We start from the raw sequence: 17,096 nt of genomic DNA on the forward strand, positions 1-17,096 counted from the left end.
GACATCGGGGGTGGGCAGCCCCGGTCGCGGCCCGGCTCCGGTTCACAGCGCAGCCGGTCCGGCCGGGCGTTCGTCCGGCCGGACCAGCCACAACCGGGCGGCGATCTTGTTCACCCATTGGGCTGCCGTGACATGTGGCAGCGGCCCGGGGGTCGTGCTGTTGCTGTGCGTCCACAGATTCCGCGAATCCGTCCGCCCCAGCGGTGCCAGGTCGGCCAGCGGCGCGTCCGGCTCCGCCCCGAGCAGCCCCCGTTCCTCCTGGTGGATCTCGATCAGCTGTCGGCGGAGGTCGAAGTACGCGGGTGAGACGATGCAGCCGGCCGATCCGGTGCCCGCCGGTGCATCCTCCTCGTCGATGTTGTTGTGCCCGTCGTGGAACCGGATGTGCACCTTGCCGTTGCCGTCGTCGGGCACGTGGAGCAGCGGCTCGAACGGTTGCCAGGGCTGCCCGGCGCCGGGCAGCGGCCGCGGATTGCTCATGTTCTGCAGGTAGAAGCGGCCATGGGCCACGTGGTCATCTTGGTCACCCGGCGTTACCACCCTGAAGGAGTAGTTCTTGAAGGCATCCCCGGACCGGTACGACAGGCAGTCGTACCAGGTGTTTCCCCGGACCGCGGACCGGTTCCCGTTGTTGTCGGCGTAGGTCCACGCCGAGAAGCTGGTGAACGAGTACGCCGCGCGCTGCCGACCGCCGTGGACGACGAAGACCGCCCCGCCGTAATGGTCGGTGCCACGCTGCCGGGGTGTGAAGTTGGTCGGGATCGGCTCGAACCGCCCGCCCAGCCCGGCCGGGATCTGCCACGCCGACGACTCGCCGTCCAGCGCCGGCTCACCGTCCAGGGTCAGCGTCCGGGTCGCGAGCTGACAACCGACGATCCGGTACGTCTGCGACCGGCGGGCCACGTCGGCGGGCAGGTGGACGGTGTCGAAGTTGAGATTGAGCAGGGTCAGGTCGGCGTCGCCGTCGAGCACGATCTGGTTCGCCACGCCGCCGTGCCGGGCGCCGACGCCGACCAGGCTCGGTCGTTCGCCCGCCGGGTCCACCATCACCAGTTGCGGGCGTCGCCGCAGGATCCAGGACCGGTCCGTCCCGACCAGGTTCGGCACGCCGTTGACGGTCACCGTCCGGCTGACCGGGTCGACGTCGGTGATCCGGAACCAGCGCCGCGTGTTCGGCGCGGTGGCGGCGAGGTAGAGCAGGTCTCGGTGGGAACCGTCAGCCGTCTGGTCGTGCGCCCGCCACACGTCGGCCAGGTCGGCGTCACCGTCCAACTGGAGCCGGAAGCGGTTCGCCGGGTGTGGCGGCGCGGGCGTGGCGGCGAGCCCGGTCGGGTCGAGCAGGTCCACCCGGTGGTAGTCCTCGGCGTCCGGCGGACGCGGCAGGTTGCGCCCCACCCGCTCCACCTCGCCCCGCGGCAACCAGGGGTCGTCGAGGTTCAGGTAGTACTCGGTGACCGCCTCCAACTCGAACAGGTTCCCGTCGGCGGGGTGCAGCACGTACGGGGGCTCCCCGCCCTCGTCGACGGCGAACCCGCCGCGCACCATCAGCCGTCGGCGCCAGAGCGCCTTCTGGGCGTCACCGAGCTGTCGCCAGGCGGCGGCGTCCAGCGGCGCCGCGTCCCGGGCCGCCACCAGCGTCGACCACGGGTACAGCTCCCGACCCGTCCGCTCCAGCACTGTCGACTCCGGCAGACCGGTCAACGTCGGTCGGACGATCTGCTGCACGTCCGGCAGGCCGTACCGGCGGGGGTGGCGCCAGAGGTCGATCGTGCGTGCGGTCTCCTCGTCCAGCCGGCCGTGCGGCAGTCCGAGGTGGCGCCGGTGCGCCGGGCGGCGGGTCACCTCGGCCGTGCCGGCCCGGCGCACCGAGACCTCCCGGTGCGACGCCACGAGTTGCAGCTCGCGCAGCGCGCTCTCGGTGGACTCGTCGAACCGTCCGTTGCCGGGGACGGCGAAGCCCAGCTCGGCGAGGTCGCGCTGGAGCAGCGCTACCGGGTTGTCCGACGCACCGCCGGGAACCGGGCCCGGGCGGACCTGCCCGCCGAACCGGCGCTCGGCGTCGCTGTCGCCGTACCTCAGTGGCCATCCGCCGTACCGGGCCAACGTCGTCGGGGCGGCCGGCCAGGCACCCGACGCCCAGCCGTCGCCGGTCGTCCCGGCCAGGAGTACGCCGACGAACCGGTCGATCACCTCGGTCAGCATCGCCGACCCCCAGGCGCTCTCCAGCGCCACGAGTGCGTCCCCCACCGCCCAGGTGGCCCAGCCCCGCTCCAGGTGCTGCCGGACGACCAGGTACCTCGTCGCGTGCAGCACCGGCGGGCGGAGGGCCGCGGCCAGCCGGGTCGGATCGCTCTCCCGGGGGATCGGTGGCGTGGCCGAGTCGTACAGCAGGCGGAAGCGGTTTGACGCGCGCCGCTCGGTGGGCGCCGGGCGGACCGGGTCGTAGTAGTCGGCCAGCAGTTTGCCAACTGGTGTCGCGGGATCCCAGGCGGCGGCGAGGTTCAGCCCGTCGACGACGCCACGGAGCCGCTCGACGCCGGCCCGCTCGGCGACCGACTCGGTCAGCCACCGCCGCGGGCGGTCCAGGTCGGCCGGGTCCTCGACCCAGTCGCCCCCGGCGGCGAGCACCGCCCGCTCGGCGGCGCGGCGGCGCAGTTCGTAGCCGAGCCACGCCTCGGCGAGCAGTCCCGGCCAGCCGAGCACCGAAGCCACCCCGTACGCCGCACCCAGCGCGGTCGGTACGCCCACCCGCTGGTCCAACAGGCACCAGATCGGGTACGCCTCCACCACCCACGGCTCGCCCTCGGTGCCGACCCCGATCTGGATCCGGTTGGTCCGATACAGCCCGTTCAACGCCGAGCGGAGCAGGTCAGCGGTGGTCAACGGTGTTTCGGCCCACGGCTCGGGTTGGGTGACCAGCTCCCCCGGCGACCAGGTCTCCGCCGACTCCGCCCCGTCGACCAGCAACCGGATCCGGCGCACCACCTCGCGGTGCGACCACGGCGGCTGGTGGCTCCCCCGCTCCACGGCCTCCAGCCAGGACCGGTAGCTGCGCCAACCGGTCTGGTAGCCGCGCTGCTCCCCGGCGAGACAGGTCGGCCCGAACGGCCACGTTTCGTCGGTGCGTTCGCGCAGCGCGTCGATGGCACCGATGACGGGCGCGGTCATGATTGCTCGACCGGGGGAACGGGCGGCGATGGCGGGGCCACGACGTGCGGGAACCGGCTCACCACGACCATGAAGGGCATCGCCACCGGCTGACCCGCCGTCGTGGTGATCCGGACGGCGACCCCCCTGCCCCCGCTCAGCACCTCGAACAGGCAGGGCGGGGAACTGAGGGTGCTGATCACCGAGCCGCGCACCACGATGGTGTCGAGGTGGTCGAACGCGGCGGACTGGAGGTCGTAGACGCCCGGCATCCCGGCCCGGGGAGTCGCCCGCAGGTTGTAGGAGAACAGCGGGGCCGGGAAGTCGACACCGTCCGCGTCGAACCGGCCGGCGGCCACGACGTACGACTCGCCTTCCGACCCCTGCGGGCCCTGTGGACCGGTCGGGCCGACGGGTCCGGCCGGACCCGCGGGCCCGGTCGGACCGGTTGGACCGTCCGGGCCCAACGGGCCGACCGGGCCATCGCCGCCCTCGGGGCCGGTGGGCCCGGACGGGCCGACCGGTCCCGACGGGCCGACCGGGCCGGTGGGACCCTGCGGGCCCGGCAGGCCGAGCGCGGTGACCGGGCCGGGCCAGAGCACGTCGTGGTACCGGCCGCTGGAACCGCCGCCGCGGCCGATCCTGGTCCGCCGGCCGAGCCAGAGATGCTGGCGTCCGTCGGTCCAGCGGGCGTACTGCCAGGCGCGGGCGACGTGGGTGCCGGCCTGGGTCACCTCCTCGCGGTGCAACTGGTGGAGCTTCATCTCGGAGAGCAACCGGCCCCAGGGCGCCGGGGCGGGCGCCCCGTCCAGCGGCGGGACCGATCCGACATCGAGCATCATGGCAACCTCTTGTGACGGGTTCAGCGGGAACCAGTGGTCCGGGGTGTGGGTACGCAGCAGGTAACGCAGGGGTAGGTCCAGGTCGGCGGAGGGGGTGACCGTCGTACCCTCGGGGGTCGCGGCGCGCACCGCGGCGGCATGGCTCTCCGCCCGGTCCACCGGGGTCCCGTCGGCACCACGGGCGGTCGCCTCCACCGCCCACACCTGGTTGGCGGTCTCGTCGCGGACCAGCCACACCTCCTCGACCGGAGCCGAGTCGTGACCGCCGTCCAATGTGGGCAAGAGGGTGAAGGTACTGTCGCGCAGCGGGCTGGTGCGGGTGCCCGCGCTCGCGACGTCGTAGACGCTGTGCTCGTACATGGAGAACTCGGCGCCGCGTACCGCCGACCGGGTGGGCGGGATGAGCATCCGCTGGCCGAACGAGTCGTGCACGACCAGCGACGAGACCCGGCAGATCGAGCCGACGTCCATGGCCACCGGGAACAGGAAGAAGTCGTTGCTGTACACGGTGGCGTACTCGACCAGCAGCATGGTGGCGATGCTGTCGCCGGCGGCCCGGACCGTACCGAAGTCGACCGCGGCGTTCTCGAACTCCCACCATCGGGCGGCCGGCATCCCCCGGAAGGTGACCGGGGTCGGGATGCCGGCCTTCAGGAACGGACGCACCGCTCCGCCAGGGTCGCTCGGTGCGGCCTTCAACGAGGCTCCCGGCACCGCGTCGAAGCTGTACCAGTCGAGGCTGCCCGAGGCGTACTCACTGGTGGTGAGGACGAACTCCGGTGCCGGCGCCGGTGCGGGTGCGGCGGGCGCGGCCAGCGACGCCTGGTACTCCAGCCGCTGCGGCGTCCAGGTGGGCAGGTCCGGCAGGGCCCGGCCGGTGGCGCCGTCGTACCAGGCGAGGAACCGCAGGGCCGCGGCCCGGACCGTCGCCGGGTCCGCCCCGGCAAGCGGCGGCTCGGCCGGCAGCGCCGGGGTTGCCGGGCCGGCCGGCCGCAGCGTCGCGTCGAGGGCGGCGAACAGGGCCGCCCCGTCCGGCACCCGCGCCGCCAGCAGCCGTTCCCCGGCCGGCAGGCCGTCGGCGCGGTTCGGGTGCTCGGTCAGCAGGCCGGCGGTGTATCCGGCCAGCGCACCGGTGGGCAGCCCGGCGACCCTTCGCTCGGCCTCCAGCAGGCTGAGGAAGTACGAGCCGGCGCGTAGCGCCAGGTCCCGGGTCGGCTCGACGCCGACCACCGCCGGCTCCGATTCCACCAGGGCCTCCAGGGGTACGGTCGTCACGTCGTACGGCGTCCCCTCGGCACCGCCGGGCGTGGTGGGCGGCGGTCCCGGGCGCAGCCGGGTCAGGCCGGTACGGGTGCCGCGCAGCCGGGCCCAGACCGGCGTGCCGGCGTCCTCGCCGGCGAACTCGCCGAGCTGCCACTGTCGGGTGAGCAGCCACAGCGGATCGGCGGTGGCCGCCTGCAATCCCTCTTCCCCGCTGCGTTCCCGGGGCGCCGGCTCCAGCCGGACCCAGCCGTTCTGCGTGGTCATCGTTCCTCCGTGGTCACAGCGCTTCGGTCCAGTGCAGGGCCTCGTACGTCAAGGCCTGGGCGAGTCGGTAGAAGGCCGCGGCAGCCGGCTCACCGGGGTCGAGCGGTCCCTGGACCGCCAGGTCGAGCTGGCTCGACGTGTACGTCTTGACCTTCTTGATCGGCCTGCCCCGGTGGTCGTATTCGATGGGCGGCTTCGGATTCGCCGGAATCCGCACCCGCACGCCCATCCGGCCGGGTGGCTCTAGATGCCGGACGGCGACGACCGTGATCGGCGAGTTCGGGACGGTGAAGACGAACTCGCGCCGTTCGTTCCCATCGGTGGGCGGAACCAGTTCGTGCCCCTCGACCTGGAGTTCGACCTCCGTGACGTACTGGTCCTGGGTGAGCACGGTCGGTGCGACCCTGGTGATCCCGATCCGCGGGGTCACGGTGATGGCCTGCTCGACCCAACCGCCCCGGTTGGTCAGGCGAAGCTTTTGTTCGCCGACCGCCGGATAGGCCGGGTAGGTTCCCGCCGTCAGGTCCAGGGTCGCGGTCGTCAGGTCCTGTCCGACCACCTGGATCCGCAGTGCCGGGTCGGTGGCAGACCAGCGGCTGTCCTGGACCGGGCTCTGCAGGTTCCGCCCGATCACCTTGATCCGTACGGTCCGACCCTGCCGGATCGCGGTGAACGGTGCCCCGCTGTGCTCGGCGTTGAAGGTGCCGATCCAGGGCTGGCCGGCAGTGTGCGGCACCCCGAAATCCGCCGGCACCGGCGCCACCCGGGCCACGTCCACTGCACCGGGCTCGCTCGCCGGCCACAGCGGCAGGTACGCCAGCGACCCGAGTAGATGGCCGGCGCCGAGGTCGACCCGGTCCGACGACCGTGCCTTGACCATGTCGATCGTCTCGTTGACGGTGGCGATCAGGTCGTCGAGGGTCCAGTTGCCGCCCGCCGGTCGGGGCGACACGGCGAGCAGGACAGCCTGTGGAGCCTGTGCCCCCGGTGCGTCGTAGTGGTAAGCGACCGCGGTCGTCTCGCGGCGGGCCGGCACCACCTCGCCCCACTCGTCGAGCAGCAGCCCGGCGAGCGAGCCGGTACCGGCCGGGCCGGCGCCGACCACGACGAGCGAGGTGACCCCGGTCGGCACGGCGCCGGACGGGTCCAGCGGCGGCAGGCCGACCCAGCGCCGGGCGGGTTCCCCGGCGGCTGGCGCGGGGACCTGGCCGATCGCCAGGTCCAGGCCGGGGCGGGTGGCCAGCGCCTGGCTGAACCGGCCGACCGATTCGATCGCGGCGACCGCCGGGCGGATCCGCGCCATCCGGGCGAACCAGGCAAGTGGCTCCTGGCCGGCCGGTGCCGGGGCGACCGAGGTGCCGGTGAAGGCCCGGCCGACCACGGCCGGCTCGACCGGGGTGAACCGGGGTACGACGAGGAAGCCCTCGCCGAAGACGGCCCGGAGCAGGTCGACCCAGTCGTCCGCCCGGGTGGCCCGGGCCGCGATCGCGTCCGCCGCCGCGGCCCGGCGGCGTACCTCGGCGTGGCCGGCCAACGCCTGGTTGGTGAGGGTGGCCGTGGCGGCGGCGATCAGGTCCTTCGCCGGTCGCCCGTCCGGGTCGGTGGCGTCGAGGGCGTGTCGGGCCACCGGCACTACGCCGGGGATGCCGAAGGCGGTGGCGGTGAGCAGGTGCGCCGCCGCCGCGGCGAGGTCGACCGGCTCCTCGGCGGTCCGGTCGCCGATCGCGGCGTCCAGCGCGGCGCGGAGGTTGGTCAGGCCGAGGTGCGCGACCTGCGCCCGCTGGCGCAGCTCGTCGACCAGTACCCCGGCCGGGTCGTCTTCGGCGGCGCTGTTCGGTGCCAGATCCGGTCCGGCCAGCGGCCGGGCGGTGGTCAGGGCGGTGGCGATCGACCGCAGCACCGCCAGCAGGTCGGTGAGGTAGATCCGGCCGGGTGCGAGCGGGCTGGCCGGGTCGGGCAGCACCCGCAACCGGGCGTCCGGGCCGACTCCGGCCGGGCGGCGGGCCGGGTCGAGGTGGTACGAGGCGAGCCGGGCCTCGATCCCGGCCGGGTCGTCGGCGTACGCCAGCAGTTCCAGCGGGTACGGCAACGCGTCGCGGACGGCGACCCGGGTGGCCGGGACCAGCGCGTCACCGGTCGCCGGATCCCGCAGGTCGATGTCGGCGACCACCCGGTCCGGTGCACCGAGCACCGCCGCGACCCAGCCGGCGAGGGCGGGTTCGGCGGTCTCCCTCGGGCCGGCCAGCCAGCCGTCGGGGTCGCCGCCGAGCGCGGGCGCGTCCAGCATGAGCAGGACCCGGTGGGTGATCCCGGCGCCGGTACGCGGAGTACGGATCACCTCCAGTTCCGGCGGCACCACCCCGTCGACCTTCCCGATCGCGAGTGCCGCGCTGGCCCGCTGGTAGTTGCCCTGGAGCGTGTGGTGCAGCCCCTCGGCGACGGAGAGGTCGCCGACCGCGTCCAGGCTCTCCCGGGCCACCTCGATCGCCGGCCGGACGGCCGCCAGCGTCGGCAGGCCGGCACTGCCCCACGGCACCCGCCCGGCGGTGTGCTCGGTGAGCAGTGCGACCCCGTCGACCACCTCCTGCTCGCTGCCGCGACCGGCCAGCTCGGCGACGGTACGGCGGATGGTCAGGACGGCGCCCGCCTGCCCGGTGTCGTGCAGCGCCCGCTCGATCCGGTAGCCGATCAGGGCCGCCAGGGTCTGCCCCTGACGCAGCCCGTCGACGACGGCGGTGCCCAGCCGTACCCGGCGTGAGGAGAGGTCGAGGGCGAACGGGGTGGTGCCGGTCCCGTCACTGTCCTGGGCGTGGTTGAGATGCCCGGCCCGCAGCACGGCGGCGGTCGCCGCATGCGCCACGCTCGGCGCCTGTAGGTAGCCGGCGTTGCTGTCCCGTCGGACCAGGCCGGGGGTCTCGCCGGACGGGGTCTGGTCGGCGGGCACGGGCACGTCCCGGCCGCCGGGGGCGAGGTTCTCCACGAAGCCGTAGCCGCCGAGGACGAGTCCGGCCTGCGGGTTGCCCCGCAGCCGGGCCAGCCGCCGACTGGCCACCGAGGTGCCCCAGGCGTCGATCCGGAAACCGGCCAGGTCCAGCGTCTCGCGGGCGGCCAGGTCGACCACCCGGGCCGGCCGCTTTGCCAGGTCGTCGAGGGCTGCGACCAGTTCGGCGTACCGGTCCAGCGGCGGCGGGTCGGGGGCGTCGCCGAAGTTGCCCCGGGGTCGGTAGTCGCGTACGTCCGGCGCGGGACCGGTGGCGACGAGCCGGGCCGCATGCCGCAGCAGCAGGTAGAGCACCGAGTCGGCCGGTTTGGCCGGCCAGCCGCCGGCCTCGATCTCCGTGGGAAGGGTGGCCAGCATCCGGGCGCGCAGTCCGGCGAGCCAGTCCACCTGCTCCGCGGTCAGGTCCGCGGCCACCATGGGCAGCGCGCCGGGCCAACTGGACGCGGAGGTGAAGGCGCCGATGTCGTTGAACCGGGTACGGGAGGGCGCGCTCGGGTCCTGGTAGGCGAGCCCCTCGATCCTGGCCTGCTCGACCCGGTATCCGATCTGCGCCTGGTCCAGCCCTTCGAAGCTGATCGCGGTGCCGAGCCAGTCGATCGAGCTGTACACCCCGCGCACCGCGTACCCGTCGGAGACCGGGCGGCGGCGCAGGGTTTCCAGCACCGGCGTACGGCCGGGGCCGACGGCGCTCGACAGCCATCTCTGCCGGACGCGGCGGATGAGGTCGGCCACCCGGGCACCGACCGGGTCTGCCGGATCGGCCTGGTAGCGCAGGAGCGAGACGACCGGCAGCACCCCGTACGGCTGGTTGCCGATCCGCAGCGCGGCCAGCGGCCCCCGGCCGCGGACCCAGTCCACGAAGTGCCGACGGTACGGCTCCAACCCGGTGTGGCCGACGTCGGTGAGGAAGCGGTCCAGCAGGTAACCCCAGGTGGCGGGCCAGAGGGCGGCGTTCATCGCCTGCGCGTCGCGCGACTCCCGGCCGGCGGCCCCCTCGGCCTTGCCGAACACGGTCGTGGGCACGCCGAGCGCGGCGGCGAGCCGGGCACCGTCGGACCCGTCGCCGCCGGTCACCCGGTCGGGCTTCAGTTCGCGGCGGCTGGTGGTGGCGGCGAGCCCCGGCTCGCCCAGCCCGGACCGGGCCCGGTCGGTGTTGTTCGTCGGCGTGCCCTGGGCGAGCAGGGCGAGACCGTCGGTGAACCGGTGTGCGGCGAGCAGGGCGGCCAGGTCGGCGGCGCCCCGCGTCGGGTCGGCGACGCCGGGCTCGCCGGCCCTGGTCTCGACCCGTACCCCGAGCACGACGAGTCGGTCCAGTTGCAGCTGGTCGGGGCCGAGCGGGATGCGCAGCAGCATGCCGTTCGCCGCACCCTCGGCCGGGTCGATCATCCAGCCCATACCCGGTGGCACGGCGAAGCCGTCGGGCAGGTGCCCGGAGGCGTCCGGGCCGGGCGGCGGCGGGGGCGTGACGTGCTGGTCCGGCGGTGGGCTGACCGCCAGGGTACGCGGAACCACGGAGGTCTCCCGTTGGAAGACCAGCCGGTCGAAGCGGTAGCCGAGCACCACGAACCGGTCCGGCAGGATCCGGGCCCGCACCGGTTCGGACCACGCCGCCGGACGCTCGCCGAGGCTCTCCCCCTCGGCGAGCCGGCGGGCGATCCAGGCGGCGCGGGTCTCGCCGAACTGTTCGACGAGCCGGGCCCAGGCGGTGACCACCTCGGGTGCGTCCGGATCGGGGCCGTGCCCGCCGGTCGCGACGAACTCGTCCCGGGCCTGCTTCTCGACCTGTGTCAGGCCCGGCTCGTGCGCGTCGAAGTGGATCTGGTCGGGGTAGATCCGGACCAGCAGGTCGCTGCCGGGTCGAGGGATCGGCTGGCCGTCCGGCCCCACGGTCGCGCCGGGAACGTACCGGGTCTCGATCCGGTACGGCAGCAGCGCGATCGGCGTACCGGTCGGGATCGTGGTGATGTCAGGCATGAGTTCTCGTTCTCCCGGCCTCAGTCGGCGGTGAGCAGGTCGGCGGCGTGGATCAGCACCCGCAACGGCGGTCGCAGGGTGCGTCGGGCGACCTCGGCGGCGGTCACCTCGGTGCCCTCGAGCGGGTCGCCGGTCTTCGGCAGGCCGAACCGGGTCTCGGTGGGCTGTTCGGCGAAGACGAAGAACCAGCCCGGTGGTGTCGTCGTCCCGATCGCCTGGTCGTAGGTCAGGTCGAAGCCGAAGTAGCGCAGGTCCGCGCCGATGCCCCCGCCGAAGATCGGGTAGGACACGTTCCCGTCGACCGTCTCGTCGGCCACCTTGGTACGCGACGCCGCCCGTACCGCGTACACCCCGGTCCGGGGGTAGCGGCGCAGCAGTTCGCCGCGGACCGCCAGGGTCAGCCGGGCCGCCTGGCCGCTGACCACCTGGTCGAGGCGGCGGTCGGCCGGCCACTGTTCGATCGGGGGTACGTCGGGCGAACCGCCGCCGCCCTGCCCGCGCTGGTCCCAGAAGTGCTGGAACATGGTGGCCCGCTCGGCCAGCGGGAAGTCCCGCCAGCGCAGCTCACCGGCGAGTTCCACGTTCAGCCCGGCGAGGAAGGCGGCGACGAACCGCGGGTTGGTCTCCAGGGCGACCACGCTGTCCGGCGGGATGCGTTCCACGCCGGGTAGCAGGAACTGCGGCGCGATCCGGGCGAGTTCACCGACCATCGGGGTGGGGAAGGTGGGTGCGACCCCGGTCCGGTCCGGTTCGGCGGCGTCGGCAACGGCCGCCACGCCATTGATCCGGCTCGCCACCCGTTGTTTGACCGTGCGGGCGGGTTCGAGCGCGGCGGTCAGGGTCGCCACGTCGGCCGGCGCGATCGTGACCGGTGCCGGCGGGGCGGCCCGCCGGGCGATCGGCCCGCGCCGCCGGTTCACCCGCCGATACGCCGGGGTGGTGACCACACCGGACCCCGAGACGAGCCCCAGCGGCGTGGCCAACTGGAGCAGGGTGAGCCCGTCGGTCGACGGCGCGGTGAGCCGGCGGGCGTGCAGCGTGCCGTTGACGGCGTTCGCCACGTCCGCCGCCGCGAGCACCCGGTTGACCGCGCGGACGTCGCCCGCCTGTTTCCACGCGGCCGCGGCCAGGTCCTCCTGCCGGTCCCGGACCACGGCGGCGGCCAGCGCCGCGACGCCCCGGTAACGCGGGTCGAGGTTGAGGTCGGCCAACCAGCCCACCTCGTCGGCCGGCACCGTCCGCCGACCGACGTGCTCGCCGCCGTACAGCGGTGCGGCGGCTCCGGCTCCAGCGCCGACGAGTGGTGCGAGGGCCTGCCGTACCCAGGCCGGCGGGTCGGTGTGGCGGCTGCCGGGGCGGACCAGCGCGCCGTCGAACGGCGGCATCGGCGGTGCTCCGGCGGGGGCGGTCAGGCCGCCACCGTCCACCTCGAACGGGCGCCGGCCGACCCCGTCCGGCGCCGGCCGGAACCGCAGCGCCCGGACCAGCTTGGCGAAGCTGTGGCCGTCGCCGCAACTGAACTCCCAGTGGTGGTAGACCGGCAGGGTCACCTCCTGGTCCTCGGGCAACCAGGCCGGTTCGTTTCCGTCGGGCAACGGAAGGTCCAGTCCGGCCGCGCGGCCGACCGCGAACGTCGGTACCAGGCAGGCGTGGTAGCGGTGGCCGGGTTGCAGTGGTGTCGGGCAGACCAGCCGGGCGACGGTCCGCTCCGGCGGCGGGGGCAGTACCCGTTCGACGGATTCCTGGGCGACGGGGTGCAGCACCCGGTCGGCGGATTCCTTGACGAGCGGACCGACCACCTGCACGTGCGCCCACGCCCAGGACTGGGCGAGGTCGGGCAGTTCCTCCCTGGCGTCGGCGGGCGCGCCGATCTCCAGCACCGTGGTGTTACGCACCCCGTCGGTGCGCAGCCGTACGCCCGGCTGTTGGCGTACGGCGACCAGGCAGAGCCACGGGGGGAGCCGGTCGGCGGGTGGCAGCGGGGTGAAGAGCCAGGGCAGGGTCGGCGAGTCGAGGTCCAGCGTCGGGTAGTAGTCCGACTCGAACCCGATGGTGCCGGGTGCGGGCTCGGCGCGTACCACCTGGTGCGGGGCGAGGCCGGTCACGTCGCCGGGGCCGAGCATCTCGACGGCGATGTCGTCGAGGGGCTCCTTGTTCAGCGCGGCCGACACGGTGAGGTGGCCGCGCCGTGGGTCTTCCCCGTCCCGCGGGGCGCGCAGCCGGTTGGCCAACCCCTCGCGGGCCCAGGGCAGGAAATGGTAGGTCGAGGACACGGTCACTCCCGGGGGACGTCGTCGTTTTCGATGAGCTTGAGCGGGCTGCCGCCACCCGTGCCGGCGAGCGCCTCACGAGCCTGGGCGAACCGGGCCGGCGGGCGGGCCGGCGTGATCACCGCGAGCGCGCCGTCCGCCGGCGGGGTCGCGGTGACCACCGCGAAAAGCGGCTCCTCCAACGCGATGCCGAGCGGCGGCGCGGCGAACGCCCGCGCGCCCTGGGCGGCGGCGCCGTTGACCGCCGCCGCGCCGGCCCCGGCCTGGAGGTTCATCCGGTCCTGCGGGATCGGCCGGATCCTGGACTCCACGGCGGTTCCGCCGTCCGGCGTACGGGTCACCACCTCGTCCTGGGTCTCGGCGTTGACCTGCCGCCAGGCGGTCTCCGGTGCGACGGTCAGTCCGGTGTCGGTGACGGTGAAGCCGGATGTCCAGCGTTCGAACGAGGGCGCGGACAGCTTCTCCATGTCGTCCATGTCCAGGTATTCCGCGGGCGGGAAGAGGTCGTCGACCGACGACGCCCGTACGTCCTCGCCGTCCAGGGCCACCCCGTCGACGGTGAACCGGCGTACGTCACCCGCGATGGCCGCGGTTCCGTACCGGTCGATGGTCAGGTCCAGTGGGGCGACCTTCTGCCGTACGGTCAGCGACCCGAGCGGGTGCACCAGGATCGCCGCGCCGGCGGTCGCCGATTCGGCGAGGGTCACCAGCGGCGGGCTCCCCGCGGGCTGTTCGGCGTTCCAGTTCGCCGGGGCCGCCAGCTCCCTACGGATTCGGCAGGCCAGGTCCACCTGCGGCGGCGGGGGCTCGGTGAGTCGCTTGCCGACGGTGATGTCGAAACGGATCGAGTGCCGACCCAGGAACGTGAAGGTCGCCCTGCCGACCGCCCGCCAGGTCCCGGGTCCGGTCAGGGACCCCGCCAGCTCGACCGCGAGGACCGGATCGCCGTCCCAGGTCAACGCGACCATCGCGTAGATGTCGACGGCGAAGGAGAACGGGTCCATGATGATCAGTGCGTCGAAGCTGAGCACCGCGGCGATGGCGAGGGTGCCGACGAACGGGATCGAGATCCCGGCGTAGAGGTCCAGCCGGGCCCCGAACTGGACGGTGTTCGACGTCAGCGCCAGGTACGACGACAGCCGCAGCCGAGGGTTGCCGTCGCCCAGCGACAGGGTCATCCGGGGCAGCACCGGTACGTTGTCGGGCTGCGGGAAGCGCGGGTTGAACCCGCCGATCGAGACCAGGAACGACGGCCGGTCGCCCCAGTTGGCGCGTACCGCGAGGCGTCCGGTGAGGGTGAAGCCGGCCACCCGGGAGTCGCGCAGCACCCCGTCGATGGCCAACGTCTGCTCGCCGAAGTCGAGCGCGCCGACCAGGTCCACCTGGATCAGCACGATCGGCTCGGCCATGGCCGGCGGCAGCGCGATCCGCAACTGGCCGGCGAGCACCACCCGGACCGGCGTGGGGAACTCGATGAACAGGCCCAGTCGGGCGGTGAACACGCCCTGCGCGCCCCAGGTGATCTCGACGGTCGGTCCGACCACGTGCTGGCCGACGGTGGTCGGGAAGAACCGGTTGAGGTCCCGGATCAGGCGGGGGGCGTTTCCGATCGGGTCGGCCGGGAACAGGAGGTTGTCCAGCGCGCCGTCGGCGAGCCCGTCGCGCATCGCCTTGGCGTTCACCGCCCGGTTCACGCCGATCAGGCCGCCGACCCCGGTGAGCGCGAAGCCGAACCCGAGTTGGACCGGCGGGAACCGCACCGAGATCAGGACGAGCAGCGAGAACCCGGACGAGCCGTCCGGCATCCGGGTGTCGACCAGGCCGATCGCGGACAGCGCCAGGCCGAGGAAGCTGAGCTGGACCATGCCGGCGTACCGGCCGTTGTCCTCGGCGAGCAGGAACCCACCGCCGGTGACCGCCCCGGCGTCGATCGCGACACCGATACCGGAGGGTCGCAGGAAGGCCAGGTCCAGGTCGATCGGGCCGAGGCTGCCGGCGCGTTCGGCCGGGGTCAGCGCGGCGCGCAGCCCTAGACCGGTGGCGGAGGCGGTGACCGGGCCGAGTCGTACGGTGAGGTCGGTGGTCAACCGCAGCTCGACCCCGGCGGTCCCGGCGGTGGCCACGGCCCCGCCGCCGGGCAGTGCCGTGGTGCCGGCGCGCAGGCCGACGGCGAGCTGGTCGACGCTGAGCGGGCCGAAGGTGGCGCCGACCGGAATCGTCATCTCCAGCCCACCCGAGCCGGTGAGGCTCAGGCCTCGCTCCGGGGACCAGCGCAAGCCGGCGTCCAGCTCGAGCCGGATCGCGTTGCCGGGCAGGATCGCGGCGAGGAAGCCGTCGTCGCCCGGCTCGATCAGCAGCCGGGCACCGTCGAGGCTGAGCACGAGTTCGCCGGTCGGTCCGGCGTCGTTGAGCTCGCCGTGGGCGGTGAACCGTAGCTGGTCGACTTCCAGCCGGGTTCCGCCCGGTGCGCCGAGCCGCAGGGCCGGATGGTCGGGGGTCGGCTTGCCGTAGCGCACCTCGATCGAACCGGTCAGCTCCGCGCCAGCCGGCGGGGGTGACCCGTCCGCGGGCTCGAAACGTACGCCGTGCCGGGTCACCACTGCCGGGGTGACGACACCGGTGAGCTTGCTCTCCACCGCCCAGAGGCCGTGGTCGAGGCGAGCCTCCAGAGTCCCCTGTGGAGCGAGCACCACCGCCAGCGGCGGGTCGACCGGGTGGTGCCCGAGGTCCCGGGCCAGCCCTACGGCCAGTTGGAGCGCCGCCCGTCCGGACGCCTGCTCGGTCGGTTCCGGCGGATCCGCGTCCGGATCGCCGATCGGCTCCACCCAGGACAGGTGCAGCAGGTGTCGGGCGGCGTCGACCTGCGCCGGGGTCAGCCCCGAGCCCGGCACCTCCGCGCCCGCGGTGCCGTACGAGGCCTGGATGCCGAGATCGGTCAGCCAGCCCACCATCGGTGCACCGATCGCGTCGGCGATCTCGTCGGGCAGGTCCGGTGGCCCGTCCGGCCCGAACAGCCGGTCGCGGAGCACACCCAGCGGGTCGACCAGCAACCGTCCCAGCGGACCGACCGTGAAGTACGGGCGCACCCGCCGGTCCCGGGCCTGTTTCCCGTTGATCGTCACCGGTGCGGCAGCCTCGACCAGCCGCCGTACGCCGAGCACGTCGAGGGCGACCCGCAGGTTCGGCGCGTAGAGCACCAGGTGTGCGTCGAGCAGGTAGCCGAACAGATCGGTGAGGAAGAGCAGGTACGGATCGGCGTCGTGGTGTGGTGGGGCCGGCCGGGCGGGGTCGCCGGGGCCCGGCGGCGGACGCCACCCGTCGAACAGTTCCGAGACGACCGAGACGCCCTTGCGGATCTCGCCCACGCAGTACGTCGCGTCGGCGAGATCGTCGAGACCCTCGGCGATCCGCTCCGCGATCCGGGCCACGATGTCGCGGCACTCGAGCAGCGAGTCGACGAACGGGTCCAACTCGAAGCCGGTCAGCGCGGACAGGTCCCAGCCCATGCCTTCGACCAGCCGGTCCCGGGCCTGGGCGTCGCCGGCCGCGTCGCTCAGCGGACGCAGCAGCGCGACCGCGTGCTGTACGAGGATCGCCTGCACCGGCTGGGTCATGAGCGGCACCGCATGGCGGGACGGAACAGAGCGTCCGGTGCGGAGCCGGAGACTCCGGTCGGGTACCGGCCCGGCGGGCAGGTGCTGTCGGGCATGGCGACGGCACACCTCTGCGGCATGGTCGAACTCCTGTCGGGTGGCTGGCCGAACGGCGCTGGACGAGTCTGCTCAGCGGGCGGACCCAGACACCAGGGACGGCCGTCCCAGAGGCCCGGGACACGGGCGGACCAGCCGAACGGCCTAGCCGGATGAGACGAACGTGTTTACGCTGCTGCGGCTGCCGGAGTGGGCGACCGGGGCAGGAACGTGCAAGTCCTCGGACCGTTGTCCTGCTCGGCCACCCGGTGCTTGCGGGCCAGGTCCACCGCGGCCTGGCTGTGCCGCATCCGGGTGAAGACGTCGGCGGTCGGCACGAAGAGACTGAAGTGCAGCTTTGGTTGGCTGCTGCCGTCCGGTACGTCCAACGAGTCGAAGCCGGGACCGTCCACCCACAGGTGCATCGGCGTGCCGTCCGGCGCCCGGGAGCTGCGCTGGAGGGTCGACAGGTGCCCCATCCGACGTTCACCCGGCGGCAGCCCGTCCCCGCGGGCGGTGCGTTCGGCGTAGTCCGGGCCGCGGTTCTCCGCGGGCAGGAAGGACGGGCCGCCGCCGTCGGTGAGCTGGTCGGTGTTGCCGAGAGGTCCCGGAAACCTGCTCACCGACAGTGACCGTGCCTTCTACT

At 73.8% G+C, this 17,096-nt stretch carries 6 protein-coding genes; all 6 read right to left on the bottom strand.

What is annotated here, in order from left to right:
- Positions 1-42: 42 nt before the first annotated feature.
- Complete coding sequence (locus AB0J90_RS13595; RefSeq protein ID WP_363595523.1) at positions 43-3,168, bottom strand: peptidoglycan-binding domain-containing protein; 3,126 nt, start codon at positions 3,166-3,168, stop codon at positions 43-45.
- On the bottom strand, positions 3,165-5,516 hold the full coding sequence (locus tag AB0J90_RS13600; RefSeq protein ID WP_363595525.1) for a hypothetical protein: 2,352 nt from the start codon (positions 5,514-5,516) through the stop codon (positions 3,165-3,167). The genes AB0J90_RS13595 and AB0J90_RS13600 overlap by 4 nt, the downstream gene beginning before the upstream one ends.
- Before the next feature lie 13 nt (positions 5,517-5,529).
- Positions 5,530-10,491 (bottom strand): hypothetical protein, encoded by a 4,962-nt coding sequence (locus AB0J90_RS13605; RefSeq protein WP_363595527.1) that lies wholly within the window; start codon positions 10,489-10,491, stop codon positions 5,530-5,532.
- Between the two features lie 20 nt (positions 10,492-10,511).
- Entirely contained in the window at positions 10,512-12,764 is a 2,253-nt protein-coding gene (locus AB0J90_RS13610) for a hypothetical protein (protein WP_363595529.1), read from the bottom strand.
- 2 nt (positions 12,765-12,766) lie between these two features.
- Entirely contained in the window at positions 12,767-16,375 is a 3,609-nt protein-coding gene (locus AB0J90_RS13615) for a DUF6603 domain-containing protein (protein WP_363595531.1), read from the bottom strand.
- 263 nt (positions 16,376-16,638) lie between these two features.
- A complete protein-coding gene (locus AB0J90_RS13620; RefSeq protein WP_363595533.1) occupies positions 16,639-17,073 on the bottom strand; it encodes a hypothetical protein in 435 nt (144 codons plus the stop codon).
- Between the last annotated feature and the right edge of the window lie 23 nt (positions 17,074-17,096).

The sequence above is a fragment of the Micromonospora sp. NPDC049523 genome (genome assembly GCF_040676775.1).
Lineage (GTDB): Bacteria > Actinomycetota > Actinomycetes > Mycobacteriales > Micromonosporaceae > Micromonospora_G.